Origin of the sequence: Reyranella sp. (assembly GCF_004297265.1) — a bacterium.
Taxonomy (GTDB): Bacteria; Pseudomonadota; Alphaproteobacteria; order Reyranellales; family Reyranellaceae; genus Reyranella.
Window position 1 is genome coordinate 38,429 of the sequence record NZ_SCUT01000026.1, and the last position, 13,685, is coordinate 52,113.

A 13,685-nucleotide genomic window follows, 5' to 3' on the forward strand; every position below is an offset into this window, starting at 1 on the left:
CCAGCCAGAGTCAAACTACGGTGCGCCATGCGAACAACCCTTCCCGCCGTCCTGATCGGAGCAGCCGCCCTGATGGCGGTCTCGGGCCCGGCCCCGGCGCAGACCGCCAAGAAGCCAGTCCAGACCCAGGCGACCAAGCCTGCGACGACCAAGGCCGCCGTGACGCGGCCCGCCGCCCGGCCGGCCGCACGACCCGTCGCGCGCGCTCCGGTCTACGTGCCGCCGCCGCCCGTCGTCGAACTCGACGAGCGCGCGGTCGTGGCCGACCTGCCGACCGTTCTGGATAATGAGACGCGCGACCGCTATCGCCGCATCTTCCAGGCGCAGCAGTCGGGTGCCTGGGCACAGGCCGACGACGAGATCCGGCAGCTCTCGGACAAGACCCTCATGGGGTATGTCGGCGCCCAGCGCCTGCTCAGCCCGAACTATCCCGCGCGTTACGAGCAACTTGCCGCCTGGCTGCAGGACTACAACGACAATCCCGACGCGCCCGCGATCTACCGGCTGGCGCTGGCGCGCCGTCCGGCGGGCGGCACGGAACTGACGCCCGCCACCTTCGTCGGTTTCACGCAGGGCTCGCCCAACTTCGCGGCCGCCCGCACCGTGAACGGCGCCGATGGCGGCCGCGCGGCCGAGCTGCGCTCGCGACTGCAGAGCATGGCCGATGATGGCGGCTTCAACGCCGCGTTCGTCCTGCTCGACCGCAAGTCGTCGACCGAGATCCTGGGGCCCCAGGAAGTCGAGCTGTGGCGCGGCCGCCTGCGCACCCGCCAGCTCGAAGCCGATCCGCAGCGCAGCGTGCAGGTTCCGGTCGAGGCCAGCATGCCGCCCGACGCCAACTGGACTGCCGCCATGACGGCCTTCACCCGGGGCGACATGGCGGAAGCGGCCCGCCGCTTCGAATTGGTGGCCGATGCCTCGCCGGACCGGGCGTCGTCCTGGACCCTGGCCGCCGGCTCGTTCTGGGCCGCCCGCGCCAACCTGCTGGCCGGCAATCCGCAGAAGTACGCGCCCTACCTGAAGCGGGCCGCGCTGCACGGCAGCACCTTCTACGGGCTCGTCGCCCAGAAGGCGCTGGGCATGCAGATCCAGCCCGACTTCGAGGTGCCGCCGCTCGACCGGCGCCGCGCCGACCTGTTGCGCAACGACCGTGCGGCACGCCGGGCGCTGGCGCTGCTGCAGCTCGGTGCCACGACGGCCGCGGAGCGCGAGCTGTTCGCCGCGTCGATCGACAACGATCCCCGCTACGTCGAGGCGGTGATGGCGCTGGCGTTGAAGGCGCAGTTGCCCGCGCTCGCGGTGCGCGTCGGCAACGCCAACTGGGACCAGCGCCACAACATCAAGGGCTATGACGGCGGCATGTATCCGATTCCGCCGTGGCAGCCGTCCAGCGGCGCGGTCGTCGACCGCGCGCTGGTCTATGCCTTCATGCGCCAGGAGTCGGCCTTCAATCCCAAGGCGCGCTCCGTGGTCGGCGCCATGGGCCTGATGCAGCTCATGCCGGCGACGGCCCGCGCCGTTTCGGCGCGCTATGCGCCGGAGACGGCGGGCGCCAATCCGTGGGATCCGTCGGTCAACATGTCGCTGGGCGAGGCCTATATCTCGATGCTGCTGAACGAGACCGACGGCAATCTCGTCCGCACGACTGCCGGCTACAATGGCGGGCCGGGCAACGTCATGCGCTGGGACAATTCGCTGAATGCCTCGCAGGATCCGCTTCTCTACATCCAGCTGATCCCGCTCCACGAGACGCGCGACTTCGTGCAGCGCGTGCTGACAAATTACTGGATCTATCAGGTTCGCCTGGGACAGCCGACACCGTCGCTCGACCAGATCGCCTCGCACGACTGGCCCCGTTACACCCCACAGGATGGAACCCGCTGAGTATGTTGCCGCTTTCAGGTGTACGCGTCGTCGAGTTCTGCCAGGTCCTGGCCGGTCCCTATTGTGGAATGCTGCTGGCCGATCTAGGCGCCGAGGTGATCAAGGTCGAACCGCCGGAAGGCGACATGATGCGGCAGTGGCCGCCGATCACAGAAGGCTCCGAGGGGGGCTACAGCGAAAACTTCGCGTCGATCAACCGCAACAAGCGTTCGGTCGTGCTCGATCTCAAGGATCCGGCCCAGAAGCAGGCGGCGCGCCAGCTCATCCTGTCGGCCGACGTCGTGCTGGAGAACAACCGGCCGGGCGTGATGGATCGTCTCGGCCTCGGCTACGAATCCTTCCGCGCCGAGAAGCCCGGTCTCGTCTACTGCTCGATCTCCGCCTTCGGCCAGAGCGGTCCGCGCTCGGGCGAGGGCGGCTTCGACGTCACGGTGCAGGCGATGAGCGGCATCATGAGCGTGACGGGCGAGCCCGACGGCGCACCGGTGAAATGCGGCGTGCCGGTCTCCGACACCGGGACCGGCCTCTATGCCGCGCTCACCGTGGTGTCGGTCCTGCGCCGCGTCGCGGGCGGCGGGCCGGGCGCGCACATCGACGCCTCGATGCTGGGCTGCAGCCTCGGCATGGCAGCACTTCAGACCAGCGAGTTCTTCGGCACCGGGCGCGACCCGAAGAAGCTGGGTTCGGCCCATCCACGCAACGCGCCCTACCAGGCCTTCAAGGCGGCCGACGGGCATTTCGTCATCGCTGCCGGCAACAACAAGCTGTGGGAGGCCGTCACCAAGGTCGTCGGTCGCCCCGACCTGCTGGCCGATGAGCGATTTGCCACGACCCAGTCGCGCGCCGCCAACCAGGGGGCGCTCAAGGACCTGCTGGAAGTCGAGTTCGCGAAGAACGGCGTCGACCATTGGTTGGGCGCATTCGAGGCCGCGGGCGTCCCGCAGGGCCGCATCAACACCTACAGCCAGATCCTCGCCGACCCGCAGGTTGCACACATGGGCTGGGTCGAGGAGATGGAGCTTCCCTCCGGCGTGAAGACCAAGACCTTCGGCAGCCCGGTTCGGATCTCCGCCACCGACATCTCCAAGCGACGCGATCCGCCGGCGCTCGGCGCCGACACCGAGGACGTCTTCGGAACCACCTTCCAGCAAAAGGCCGCGAAATGAGTATCGATCGCCTGCGTCGCTTCATCGGCGACATGACGTCTCTTACGGGCGGTGCCTGGCAGGACAAGGACGAGAACGCCATCGTCGAGGTGGGCGCCAAGCTCCTGGGCGAGCTGGTGAAGCACGACGACTGGCTGCCCGAACAGGCTGCCAAGGTGCCGGCGCACGGTTATGCGCAGAACCTCCTGTGGTGCGATCCGTTCGAGCGCTTCTGCGTCGTGAGCTTCGTCTGGGCGCCCAGGGCCAACACGCCGGTGCACGACCACGAGATGTGGGGCCTGGTCGGCATGCTGCGCGGCTCCGAGACCTCGCTTGCCTTCACGCGCGATCCCGAGACCGGCGTGCTGGTGCCGGGCGAGCTCGCCAAGCTCGAACCGGGCGACGTCGAGGTGCTGGTGCCGGCGCCGCGCAACCCCAAGGGCGACATCCATCAGGTCACCAACGCGCTCGACGATCGCGGCTCGATCAGCATTCACGTGTATGGCGGCAACATCGGCGCGGTGCGTCGTCACACCTTCGACGTGAAGACGGGCCAGCCCAACCTCTTCGTGTCGGGCTACACCAACCGCGAGCAGCCCAACATCTGGGATCGCTCGGCCGAGGTCCGCGCCGCTTCCTGAGGGTTCGCGTACCGGCACGGCTCCCTTGACCTGAAGCGGACCCGGCAAGCACTGTCGCCCTCCATGAAAAAGGAGGAAAACAGGATGCTTCGTCGAGCCGTATTGAAGGGCGGCACCGCCCTGACCGCTGCTTCGCTCGCCACGCCGGCCATCGCCCAGTCAGCCAAGTGGCCGGCGCGCGAGATCTCGCTGATCAATCCCAACGCCCCGGGCGCCTCGACCGACCTGACCGCGCGCATCATCGCGCAGGCGCTCGAGAAGCGGCTGAACGCGACCGTCATCGTGAAGAACGTGGTCGGCGGTGCGGGCGCGCTGGGACCGACGACGCTCGCCCAGTCGACGCCCGACGGCCATACGATCGGCCTGGTGGCGATCTCGAGCCACGTTGCCGTGCCGAACATGATGAACGTGCCCTACGATCCGTGGAAGGCGTTCGACATCATCGGCCAGGTCGCCGCACTTCGGTACGGCATCGGCGCGCGCGCCGACGGCCCGATCAAGTCGATCGAGGACCTCGTCACCCAGGGCAAGCAGAAGCAGCTGACCTACAGCTCCAACAACGTCACCAACGTTGTGGCGATGTTCCAGCTGGCCAAGCTGAGCGGCGCCAAGTTCCGCTGGGTCGTGTTTCCGGGTGGCGTCGAATCGGTGACGGCGGCGATCGGCGGCCATGTCGACGCGGTCATCCAGACGGTCGCCGAGATGCGGCCGCAGATCGAGGCCGGCAAGCTGCGCTTCCTCGCCTCGGCGGCCGAGGCGCGCTGGCCCGACTATCCCGACGTCAAGACGCTGCGCGAACTGGGTTACGATGCGGTGAGCAACGGGCCGTTCGGCTATGCCTTCCCGACCGGTGTCGATCCGGCCATCAAGGAGCGCATGGACAAGGCGCTGGCCGACGTCATGAAGGACGAGTCCGTGACCAGCCAGATCGCCAAGCTCGGCATCCAGCCGATCTATCGCGACGGCAAGGAGTACGGCGCGCTCCTGAAGAAGATCGAGACGGAACTCGTCCCGATCCTCAAGGAAACCGGCATGGCCAAGAAGCCGGCGTGATGCAGCTGAGCGGCACGCGGATCGCCGCGCTCGGCCTGCTGGCCGCGGCGCTGGTCGGGCTCTGGAAGGCGCTGGAGCTGGACAGCTGGGGCTTCGACGGTCCCGGCCCCGGCTTCTTCCCGCAACTCATGGCCGGCATCTGCGTGGCGCTCGCCCTCGCCGTCCTGTTCTTCCCGGGACAGGCCGGCGAGACCGAGGGCGGCGACACCGACGACGTCGAGGCGACGAGGGAATCGAACCGCACCTTCGCGATCTATATCGCCACCTTCGCGGTGTTTGCGCTGGGCGCGATGTATGCCGGCTTCGTCGTCACGACAGTGGCGGTGACCGTCGTCATCATGCGCTTCGCCGAACGCCGCTCGTGGTTCTCCGCGATCGGCTACGGCATCGCCTGCGCCGCCGTGGGCCTCGTCTGCTTCGGCTGGCTGCTGCGCGTCGACCTGCCGGAAGGGCCGATCGAGCGCACCTTCTACACCTACGTTCGCTGAGGCCCGGAGCATGGAAGCGCTGCTGGGTGGCTTCGCCACCACGCTGACCCTCGACAACCTGTTCTACTGCTTCGTCGGCGCCTTCCTGGGCACCGTCGTGGGCATCCTGCCGGGACTGGGGCCGCTCACCACCATCGCGATCCTGCTGCCGATCACGTTCAAGATGGACGTGACCTCGGCCATCATCATGCTGTCGGGCATCTATTACGGCGTGGCCTATGGCGGCACCGTGACCTCGGTGCTGATGCGCATCCCGGGCGAGGCCTCCTCGGTCGTGACCTGCCTCGACGGCTACGAGATGGCGCGCAAGGGCCGCGCCGGCGCCGCCCTCGGCATCGCCGGACTGGGCTCGTTCTTCGCGGGCACAGTGGGCGTCATCGGCATCTCCTTCCTGTCGCCGCCGCTCGCCGAGCTGGTCATCAAGTTCGGACCCGCCGAGTACGCCATGCTGATGCTCGCGGGCCTCACCATGGTCACCTACATGTCGAGCGGCTCGCTGCCGCGCGCGCTGCTGATGGCGGCCTTCGGCCTGCTGCTCGGCACGATCGGCAGCGACCCGCTCAACATGACGCCGCGCCTCACCTTCGGCATCCTGGCGCTGGGCGATGGCGTGAACCTCGTGCCGCTGGCGATCGGCCTGTTCGGCCTCTCCGAAGTGCTGTTCATGGCGCGCCAGAAGCCCGACGACATGAAGGTCCTGCCGCCGCCCTCGCACCTGCTGGGTTTCATGCCCTCGCGCGAGGAGGCGCGTCGGTCGGTCGGTCCCGTCGTGCGCGGCACCTTCATGGGCTTCCTGGTCGGCCTGCTGCCCGGCGGCGGCGCGGTGCTGGCCTCGTTCCTGTCCTACGGCATGGAGCGCAAGCTCTCGAAGAACCCTGAGGAATTCGGCAAGGGCGCCGTCGAGGGACTGGCCGGGCCGGAATCGGCCAACAATGCCGGCACCGCCGGGGCCTTCGTGCCGCTGCTCTGCATGGGCATCCCCGCCAATGCCGTTACGGCGCTGCTGCTCGGCGCCTTCATCATCCACGGCGTCACGCCCGGCCCCACGATCCTGGAGCGTCAGCCCGAGATCTTCTGGGGCGTCGTGGCCAGCATGTATATCGGCAACGTGATGCTGCTGATCCTGAACCTGCCGCTGATCGGCCTGTTCGTGCGCATCCTTGACATCCCGCGCGCCTATCTCACGCCCATGATCCTCGCGGTCTGCCTGATCGGCGTCTATTCGTCGAACGGCAACCCCGCCGACGTGGTGATCGCCGTGATCTTCGGCTTCGTGGGTTACGGCCTGCGCCGCCACGGCTTCGACCTCGGCATCGTCATCCTGGCCTATGTGCTGGGGCCCATCTTCGAGCGCTCGGTGCGCCAGTCCCTGGCCATCTCCGACGGCGATCCGATGATCTTCCTGCACAGCTATCTGTCGACAGGCTTCGCGATCGTCGCGGTCGGGCTTCTGATCGCGGGGCTGTGGCCGAAACGGAAGAAGGCGGCCGGTTAGGGCCGCCTTCGGGAAGAGTTCTTATCCATTCTGCGCGGAGCGGGCTCTCGCGCTTGATGACAAGCGCTGCCGCCCGCCCATCCTCACAAGCTAATGCTTGTGCGGATGAGGATGCGTCGGGTCGACCCAGTACACTTCCTCGACCTTCTCGGCCGGGGTGATGTCGATGTTGATCGCGACCGCCTCGTTATCGGAGCGCACGAGCACGCATTCCAGGGGCTCGGTGTCCGAGGCGTTGATCTCCTGGTGCGGCACGTAGGGCGGCACGTAGATGAAGTCGCCGGGACCGGCTTCGGCCACGAACTGGAGCTGGTCGCCCCAGCGCATGCGGGCGCGGCCTTTCACGACGTAGATCACGCTCTCCAGGTGCCCGTGATGGTGGGCGCCGGTCTTGGCGTGGGCGTGGATGGTCACCGTGCCGGCCCACAGCTTCTGGGCGCCGACGCGGGCGAAATTGATCGCCGCGGCGCGGTTCATGCCCGGGGTCTGGGCGGTGTTGGTGTCGAGCGATCCGGCGGGGATGACCCGCACGCCGTCGTGCTTCCAGTCGGTGGGGCCGGTCATGATGTCTCCGAGCTTTGAATGTCAGCTTCCGTGGTCGATGTTCGGAAGCAATGAGGGGATTCTGCGGCTGATTTCCAGCGGGCAATCACTAAATCTCCATCTTGGAGAGTCAATGGAAAGTCCTGATGCCTTTCCGGCGGTAAGAGGAAAAATCCTTTGGCGGCATTTGTGATTCCGGACCTCGTCGTCATCTGCTGGCTGCTCTATTCACGGAGCCAGGAACGCGCGCCTCGCCGGTTCGACTGGAAGGGCGTATTGGCCGTCTGCATGGGTTTCTGGTCTGTGCTCGTCGTCCTGAACGTCTCTGCGCCACTGGTCGTGACGCTGGGACTCATTCTGGTCCTCGCTCCCTTCGCCGCTCTCTTCCGCGTCGGCGCGGTGGATTCCTTCTTGCCATCGCCCGCAAGTGTCGTCGGAATCGCAGCCGTTCTCATCGTGGCGATCGGGGTGTTCCTCTGGCGCGCACCGGCGAGGATGCGTCTTGCTGTCGTCGGCCTCGCGATCTGTGGCGCCTTCGTCTTTGCCCTGCGGGGCCTCGCCAACGGCATTGAAAGACATATCGATTTTCTCGGTCCGCCTCTTCTTGGCGCGGTGGGTGTTGCCGTGATCTGTGCCGGCTTGGTCGGGGTGATCGCCCGGCGCGCGCCGCTCGTGGTCCATCTGGCGGTGTTCCTTTCCATATTCGGCGGTGTGTTCCTCGTCTGGGCGGAATCGCGGCGCAGCCATCTCATGCAGGCGGCGATCTCTAAGATTGCCCCGGACTGCTCGCGCCAGAGTTCGTTCCTGGACTCGATGGGGGCTGCAGGCGCCTGGCCCCAATTCTTCGTCCACGCCATCCTAAGGAAGGGCAGTTCGATTCAGATCTGGAGCTATAGCGAGATGAAATTCGTCGAGCTTGCCGATCGTGCCCGGGCAAACATCGCAGGCTGCTGATTCCGGAGGTATAGTGAGCCCATGAACCGCATCGACGAAACCAAGCCATTCAAGCCGGTGAACATCGCCGTTCTCACGGTTTCCGACACGCGCACGCTCGAGACCGACAAGTCGGGCGACACGCTGGTCGAGCGCATCGCGCGCGACGGCCATGTCCTGGCCGACCGCGCCATCGTCACCGACGACATCGCGCTGATCCGCGCGCAGGTGAAGAAGTGGATCGACGATCCAAGCATCGAGGTCGTGATCTCCACCGGCGGCACGGGCGTGACCGGCCGCGACGTGACGCCCGAGGCGCTCGAAGCCCTGTTCGAGAAGAAGATCGAGGGGTTCGGCGAGACCTTCCGCTGGATCAGCTTCCAGAAGATCGGCACCTCGACCATGCAGAGCCGGGCCACAGCGGGCGTCGCCAACGCGACCTACATCTTCGCATTGCCCGGTTCGACCGGCGCCTGCAAGGACGGCTGGGACGACATCCTGCGCCAGCAGCTCGACATCCGCTTCCGCCCCTGCAACTTCGCCGAGCTGATGCCGCGCCTCAACGAAGGCAAGATGCCACGCAGTGGCTGACCTCCTCGCAGCCTTGCGCGAGGGCGAGGCGCTGCCGGCGACCGGCACGGCGCATGGACATGTGCGGTTGAAGGACGGACGGCTCGCGCGCATCGCCTATGCCTATGAAGACGATCCGACGGCTGCCGCGCGATTGCACCTGCAGGCCGAAGCGTTTCGTCATCTCGCGCCGGCCGGGCGCACGCCAAGGCTTCATGAGGTGATCGAGCCACGGCTCGGATTGCCCGGCGGGGCCTTGATCGTCGATTTCATCGAGGGCCGGGCGCCGCGCCTGCCGGACGAACTCGACGCCATGGCCGAGACGCTGGCGCGCCTGCATTTTCTGCCGTTGCCGGTGGCGGGCTCGCCGATCCCGCGCCAGGACAATCCGTTCCGTGCGACGCTGGATGTCGTCGAGCAGGGGACCCAGCGCTTTCTCGACAAGGCCGTTGCCGACCCTGGCGCCCGTTCCGAGATCGTCGAAGAACTCGAACTCATGCGGGGCATGGCCGCGACGGTGGCGCGTCGCCCGCAACCGCTGTCGATCGCGCTGGCCGACACGCATCCCGGCAACTTCATCGTCGATGGCGACGGCCTCGCCTGGTTCGTCGATCTGGAAAAGGTTCATGTCGGCTCGCCGGCGATCGACCTCGCGCACGCGACGCTACCGACGTCGACCGTCTGGCATCCCGATGTCGGCAAGATTCTCGCGCGAGCCGAGGTCGAAGGCTTCTACGAGTCCTATCTCGCGAAGATCGGTGAGATACGCGCCGCCGAGCTGCTGCCCTGGCTGCAGCCGATGCGACGGCTCACCTGGCTGCGGACGATCATGTTCATGGCGCGCTGGAAAGTTCAGACGGAAGCGCCGCGCGATCCGTCCGATCCCTCGCAATGGAGCGACGCCGGTCTCGAGCCTGCCATGAAGGTCCATCTGCAGGCCCGGATCGACCAGTGCTTCGACCGCGGCTCCATCCGCGCCCTTCGCGCCGAGTGGCTATGACGGCCTCGGAGGGTTGATGGTTTCCGCCTTGAACGCGGCGCTACTTTCGTCCTCGGAGTGTACCAGGACCTGAACCGGCGAACCGCGGCGCTTTTTCAGCCAGGCCTTGGCCTCGGCGAGGAGGCCTCTCACGACGTCGTACTCCGGGTTATATATCGAGGCGACTCGCATGACATAGCGGCGAGGCTCTTCTTCTGAGTCGTCTCTCTCCGGGAATAAATGGATGTAGCCCCGGCGCCGTCCATCGCCGCCCACGGCGATGAAGATCGCCGAATTATCGGCCGTCGAGGCCCCTTCCACGGTGAGACGGGCTTGCGAGGTGAGCTCCTCATCCTCCGGCGGCGCGAGCCTGGCGATGAAATCGATGTCATCGTGACTCGCAGTCCTGACCTCAATATCTGCCATCTGCTGTCTCCCAAAAAGATAGGCGTCAGCACTCACATTAGATTGTATCATCCAATATGGGTACAACCCATGGTATAAATGTGCCGAGTGGCTAGAGCGGCTTCACCATGCGCAGCGTCTCGGTCTGGAAGCCGCGGCGCTCGTAGAACTCCACGGCGTGGCGATTGTCGGCGAACACGTCGAGGCAGAGGAAGCGGTAGCCCCGCGCGCGGGCCCAGGTCTCGGCTTCCTGCATCATCAGGTGCGCGATGCCCCGGCCCTCGGCCTCCTCGGCCAACGCCAGCAGGGAAACGTAGCCGCAGGGCTCGTCCGTCACCCCGTCCTTGAACGGCCGCATGTGGATGTAGCCCAGGCGCTTGCCTTCGGCCGACCAGGCGACAAGCGTCTGCGCGGCCGGATCGACGGTGGCGAAGGTCGCTTCCATGTAGCGGTCCTGGAAGCCCTCCATGGCGGCCAGGTCGTGCCAGGCGGGGCCGGGGACGCCGGCCAGGCGCGGCGACAGGCTCAACAGGAAGTCGCGGTCTTCGGGGCGGGCGGTGCGTAACTCGATGGCTTGCATGGCTTCTCTCTAGGGATGGTCATAGCGGGAAACAATGAACCCCTAGGGACAGTGGCTTGACTCGTTCCCTTTTTGTTCTAAGACTCGGCACATGAAAGAGCCCGCCCCGCCGCTCTATCCGGACGACCAGATCGCCGAGCCGCAGCACAACGGGCGGGGCGCGCTCAGCAATGCGTCGAGCCGCTACGACGACGAGAAGCGCGTCCGCACCAACGACGGCTGGGACATCGAGGACGAGCTGCCGCCGCTGCGGACGACGCTGACGAAGGATGCCACCCGCACCATCATCGCGCGCAACAGCTCGCCGGACATTCCGTTCGACCGCTCGATCAATCCCTATCGCGGCTGCGAGCATGGCTGCATCTACTGCTTCGCGCGGCCGACCCATGCCTATCTCGGCCTGTCGCCCGGCCTCGATTTCGAGACGAAGATCCTGTTCAAGCCGGATGCGGCGGCGCTGCTGACGGCCGAACTCGCCTCGCCGAAATATCGCTGCGACGTGGTGGCGATGGGCACCAACACCGATCCCTACCAGCCGGTCGAGCGCGACCTCAAGATCACGCGCCAGATCCTGCGCGTGCTCAGCGACTTCAACAATCCGGTGGGCATCGTCACCAAGAACCACCTGATCACGCGCGACATCGACATCCTGGCCGACATGGCCAAACGCAACCTGGCCGAGGTGTTCCTGTCGGTGACCACGCTCGACCGCGACCTTGCCCGCACGATGGAGCCGCGCGCCTCGGCGCCGCATCGCAGGCTCGACGCAATCCGCGAACTGGCCGCGGCCGGCATTCCGGTGGGCGTGATGACGGCGCCGATGATTCCCGGGCTCAACGATCACGAGATGGAAGCGATCCTCGACGCGGCGGCGGCGGCCGGCGCCACGCGCGCGGGCTACACGGCGCTGCGCCTGCCGCTCGAGATCAAGGACCTGTTCGAGGAATGGCTGCGCGCCAATCGGCCCGACCGCGCCGAGCGCGTGCTGTCGCTGGTGCGCCAGATGCGCGGCGGCGCGCTCTACAAGGCCGAGTTCGGTACGCGCATGAAGGGCGAGGGGCCCATCGCGCAATTGCTGAGCCAGCGCTTCGCGGCCTCGGTGAAGCGCCTCGACCTCAACCGGGTGCGCTATCGCCTCGACACGATGCGCTTCGCCGTCCCCGCCGCCGCGCGCACGGCCCTGGTCGATGCCCGGCGCGACGCAAGGCAGATGAGATTGTTTTAGAGGAGAGAAATCATGGCCGACGAACTGATCCTGTTTACCCATCCGCAGTCGCGTGGCGCGATGATCCACTGGATGCTGGAGGAGATCGGCTGTCCCTACCGGCTCGAAGTGAAGCAATTCGGGCCCGACATGAAGTCGCCCGGCTATCTCGCCATCAATCCGATGGGCAAGGTGCCGGCGCTGCGCCACGGCAACACGGTCGTCACGGAGAGTGGCGCCATCCTCTGCTACCTCGCCGACCTGTTTCCCGAAGCGAAGCTCGCGCCGCCGCCCGGCGAGCGCGGCGCCTATTATCGCTGGCTGTTCTTCACCGCCGGCTGCTGCGAGCCGGCCCTTGCCGACAAGGCCGCCGGCTGGAGTCCCGATACGCCCAAGCTGCAGGTGATGTTCGGCTACGGCTCCTATGACCGCACCCTGGAGACGGTGGCCCAGGCGGTTGCGGAGCGCCCGACCATCGCCGCCGACCATTTCACCGCGGCCGATCTCTACATGGCGTCTTTCCTGCACTGGGGCATGATGTTCGGCGGCGTCGAGAAGCGGCCGGTGTTCGAAGCCTATGTCGCACGCCATATCGCACGTCCGGCGTCCGTGCGGGCGCAGGAACAGGGGGCGAAGATCATGGCCTCCCTGGCTCCGTCGAGCTGAAGGGGCGGCGCGACGCACGGCATATGAAGCTTTTCCAGGCGAGAAGCGTTCAGGCCGAGTTAGCAAGTGGCCTCAATGGAGCGCGCCACTCCAGTGGCGCTCATGCTTTCCGAGCGCCACTGGAGTGGCGCGCTCCAATGATTCAGGTCGTCACGACAGCAGCAGCGTGCGCACCAGCGGCAGGGTCACGAACGCCAGCACCGTGTCGACCATGATGACGAAGGCCAGCGTCTCCTCGTCGAGCTTGAACTTGCCGGCGATGATGAAGGACAGGAGCTGGCTCGGCATCGCCGCCTCGAGGATGGCTGCGTTGGCGTAGACGCCCGAGAGGCCGAGCGGCGTGACGGCTGCGAAGACGACCAGCGGTGCGAAGGCGAGTTTGATGGCGGAGACCGGGATGGCCAGCGCCATCAGCTTCGTGGCCGAGAAGCGCAGCGCCATGCCGAGCGACAGCATCATGATGCCGCTGACAGCCACGGCGAGGATCGACGCCGCATCCATGACCATCGTCGGGCAGGGAACGCCCGAGACCTTCCACAGGATGGCGACGACCAGCGCCCAGATCGGCGGCAGCTTCAGCGCCTCCAGCGCGGTCCGCCGGAAGGTGATCGGCTCCTGGCTGCCATAGGCGATGGCGATCATGGCGCCGATCGTCAGGTTGAGCGACGACTTGGTGACCTCGAACAGGACCGAGACCTCGGAAACCTGGTCGGCCTGGCCGGGGAAGACGCCCAGCAGCACCGGCAGGCCGAGATAGGTGACGTTGCCGAACGCCGCGCCCAGCATCATCGCGCCCTTGGTCGGGCCGGGGATCGGCAGGAAGTGAAAGACCAGGAAGCCCACGGCGAGGCAGGACAGCGTGCCGATCGCCGCGAGCGCGGGGATCTCGAGGAACAGGCGGCTGATCGTGCCGTCCATGACCGTGCGGAACACCAGCGCCGGCAGGAAAACATAGAGGACCAGTCTGTTCATCGACTGGCGGGTCTGCTCCATGCCGGGAATGAAGTGGCGGAGCAGGGCGCCCAGCAGGGCGATGGCGGCCAGAGGCAGGAACGCAGCGATCATCTCGCCCGGAGTCTAGTCGAGGAACTCCACCCCG

The 13,685-nt window shown here is 66.7% G+C and carries 15 protein-coding genes; 11 read left to right on the top strand and 4 right to left on the bottom strand.

Annotated features, from left to right (window positions below):
* The first annotated feature begins 27 nt into the window (after window positions 1–27).
* From EPO41_RS11920 to EPO41_RS11945, 6 genes are all read left to right on the top strand, one after another.
* Window positions 28–1,884 (top strand): transglycosylase SLT domain-containing protein, encoded by a 1,857-nt coding sequence (locus EPO41_RS11920; protein WP_296325140.1) that lies wholly within the window; start codon window positions 28–30, stop codon window positions 1,882–1,884.
* 2 nt (window positions 1,885–1,886) lie between these two features.
* Window positions 1,887–3,050 (top strand): CoA transferase, encoded by a 1,164-nt coding sequence (locus EPO41_RS11925; RefSeq protein WP_296325142.1) that lies wholly within the window; start codon window positions 1,887–1,889, stop codon window positions 3,048–3,050.
* Complete coding sequence (locus EPO41_RS11930) at window positions 3,047–3,670, top strand: cysteine dioxygenase (RefSeq protein WP_296325144.1); 624 nt, start codon at window positions 3,047–3,049, stop codon at window positions 3,668–3,670. Before EPO41_RS11925 ends, EPO41_RS11930 begins: the two co-directional genes overlap by 4 nt.
* An 84-nt stretch (window positions 3,671–3,754) precedes the next feature.
* Window positions 3,755–4,723 (top strand): tripartite tricarboxylate transporter substrate binding protein, encoded by a 969-nt coding sequence (locus EPO41_RS11935; RefSeq protein ID WP_296325146.1) that lies wholly within the window; start codon window positions 3,755–3,757, stop codon window positions 4,721–4,723.
* Complete coding sequence (locus tag EPO41_RS11940) at window positions 4,723–5,211, top strand: tripartite tricarboxylate transporter TctB family protein (protein ID WP_296325281.1); 489 nt, start codon at window positions 4,723–4,725, stop codon at window positions 5,209–5,211. Before EPO41_RS11935 ends, EPO41_RS11940 begins: the two co-directional genes overlap by 1 nt.
* Window positions 5,212–5,221: 10 nt before the next feature.
* On the top strand, window positions 5,222–6,706 hold the full coding sequence (locus tag EPO41_RS11945) for a tripartite tricarboxylate transporter permease (RefSeq protein WP_296325148.1): 1,485 nt from the start codon (window positions 5,222–5,224) through the stop codon (window positions 6,704–6,706).
* Between the two features lie 90 nt (window positions 6,707–6,796).
* Here the strand turns inward: EPO41_RS11945 and EPO41_RS11950 are convergent, their stop codons facing one another.
* Entirely contained in the window at window positions 6,797–7,270 is a 474-nt protein-coding gene (locus EPO41_RS11950) for a cupin domain-containing protein (RefSeq protein WP_230550681.1), read from the bottom strand.
* 156 nt (window positions 7,271–7,426) lie between these two features.
* On the opposite strand from EPO41_RS11950, the gene EPO41_RS11955 reads away from it, so the two are divergent.
* From EPO41_RS11955 to EPO41_RS11965, 3 genes are read left to right on the top strand one after another with little or no spacing between them, the layout of a single operon-like run.
* Entirely contained in the window at window positions 7,427–8,203 is a 777-nt protein-coding gene (locus tag EPO41_RS11955) for a hypothetical protein (protein ID WP_296325153.1), read from the top strand.
* A 21-nt stretch (window positions 8,204–8,224) separates the two neighbouring features.
* A complete protein-coding gene (gene moaB, locus EPO41_RS11960) occupies window positions 8,225–8,773 on the top strand; it encodes a molybdenum cofactor biosynthesis protein B (RefSeq protein ID WP_296325156.1) in 549 nt (182 codons plus the stop codon).
* Complete coding sequence (locus EPO41_RS11965; RefSeq protein ID WP_296325158.1) at window positions 8,766–9,752, top strand: phosphotransferase; 987 nt, start codon at window positions 8,766–8,768, stop codon at window positions 9,750–9,752. The genes moaB and EPO41_RS11965 overlap by 8 nt, the downstream gene beginning before the upstream one ends.
* On the opposite strand, the gene EPO41_RS11970 is transcribed toward EPO41_RS11965, so the two are convergent.
* A complete protein-coding gene (locus EPO41_RS11970) occupies window positions 9,747–10,157 on the bottom strand; it encodes a hypothetical protein (RefSeq protein WP_296325159.1) in 411 nt (136 codons plus the stop codon). The two genes, EPO41_RS11965 and EPO41_RS11970, sit on opposite strands and share 6 nt — an antisense overlap.
* A 91-nt stretch (window positions 10,158–10,248) precedes the next feature.
* Window positions 10,249–10,716: a GNAT family N-acetyltransferase gene (locus tag EPO41_RS11975; RefSeq protein ID WP_296325161.1), complete on the bottom strand. Its 468-nt coding sequence runs from the start codon at window positions 10,714–10,716 to the stop codon at window positions 10,249–10,251.
* Window positions 10,717–10,807: 91 nt separating this feature from the next.
* Here EPO41_RS11975 and EPO41_RS11980 point away from each other — a divergent pair, with 91 nt between their 5' ends.
* Together EPO41_RS11980 and EPO41_RS11985 are read left to right on the top strand one after the other, a co-directional pair.
* Window positions 10,808–11,941 carry a PA0069 family radical SAM protein gene (locus tag EPO41_RS11980; RefSeq protein ID WP_296325163.1) on the top strand — a complete coding sequence of 378 codons (1,134 nt, stop codon included), beginning with the start codon at window positions 10,808–10,810 and terminating at the stop codon, window positions 11,939–11,941.
* A 12-nt stretch (window positions 11,942–11,953) separates the two neighbouring features.
* The gene (locus tag EPO41_RS11985; RefSeq protein WP_296325166.1) at window positions 11,954–12,586 is read left to right on the top strand and encodes a glutathione S-transferase family protein; all 633 of its coding nucleotides are present in this window, start codon (window positions 11,954–11,956) and stop codon (window positions 12,584–12,586) included.
* A gap of 150 nt (window positions 12,587–12,736) precedes the next feature.
* Here the strand turns inward: EPO41_RS11985 and EPO41_RS11990 are convergent, their stop codons facing one another.
* Window positions 12,737–13,651, bottom strand: a complete 915-nt coding sequence (locus EPO41_RS11990) for an AEC family transporter (protein WP_296325168.1) — start codon at window positions 13,649–13,651, stop codon at window positions 12,737–12,739.
* Window positions 13,652–13,685: the final 34 nt, after the last annotated feature.

Bases quoted from the DNA above. Each gene is read 5' to 3' on its own strand.
- EPO41_RS11920 (WP_296325140.1), top strand. From the start codon at position 28: ATGCGAACAACCCTTCCCGCCGTCCTGATCGGAGCAGCCGCCCTGATG.
- EPO41_RS11925 (WP_296325142.1), top strand. From the start codon at position 1,887: ATGTTGCCGCTTTCAGGTGTACGCGTCGTCGAGTTCTGCCAGGTCCTG.
- EPO41_RS11930 (WP_296325144.1), top strand. From the start codon at position 3,047: ATGAGTATCGATCGCCTGCGTCGCTTCATCGGCGACATGACGTCTCTT.
- EPO41_RS11935 (WP_296325146.1), top strand. From the start codon at position 3,755: ATGCTTCGTCGAGCCGTATTGAAGGGCGGCACCGCCCTGACCGCTGCT.
- EPO41_RS11940 (WP_296325281.1), top strand. From the start codon at position 4,723: ATGCAGCTGAGCGGCACGCGGATCGCCGCGCTCGGCCTGCTGGCCGCG.
- EPO41_RS11945 (WP_296325148.1), top strand. From the start codon at position 5,222: ATGGAAGCGCTGCTGGGTGGCTTCGCCACCACGCTGACCCTCGACAAC.
- EPO41_RS11950 (WP_230550681.1), bottom strand. From the start codon at position 7,270: ATGACCGGCCCCACCGACTGGAAGCACGACGGCGTGCGGGTCATCCCC.
- moaB (WP_296325156.1), top strand. From the start codon at position 8,225: ATGAACCGCATCGACGAAACCAAGCCATTCAAGCCGGTGAACATCGCC.
- EPO41_RS11970 (WP_296325159.1), bottom strand. From the start codon at position 10,157: ATGGCAGATATTGAGGTCAGGACTGCGAGTCACGATGACATCGATTTC.
- EPO41_RS11975 (WP_296325161.1), bottom strand. From the start codon at position 10,716: ATGCAAGCCATCGAGTTACGCACCGCCCGCCCCGAAGACCGCGACTTC.
- EPO41_RS11980 (WP_296325163.1), top strand. From the start codon at position 10,808: ATGAAAGAGCCCGCCCCGCCGCTCTATCCGGACGACCAGATCGCCGAG.
- EPO41_RS11985 (WP_296325166.1), top strand. From the start codon at position 11,954: ATGGCCGACGAACTGATCCTGTTTACCCATCCGCAGTCGCGTGGCGCG.
- EPO41_RS11990 (WP_296325168.1), bottom strand. From the start codon at position 13,651: ATGATCGCTGCGTTCCTGCCTCTGGCCGCCATCGCCCTGCTGGGCGCC.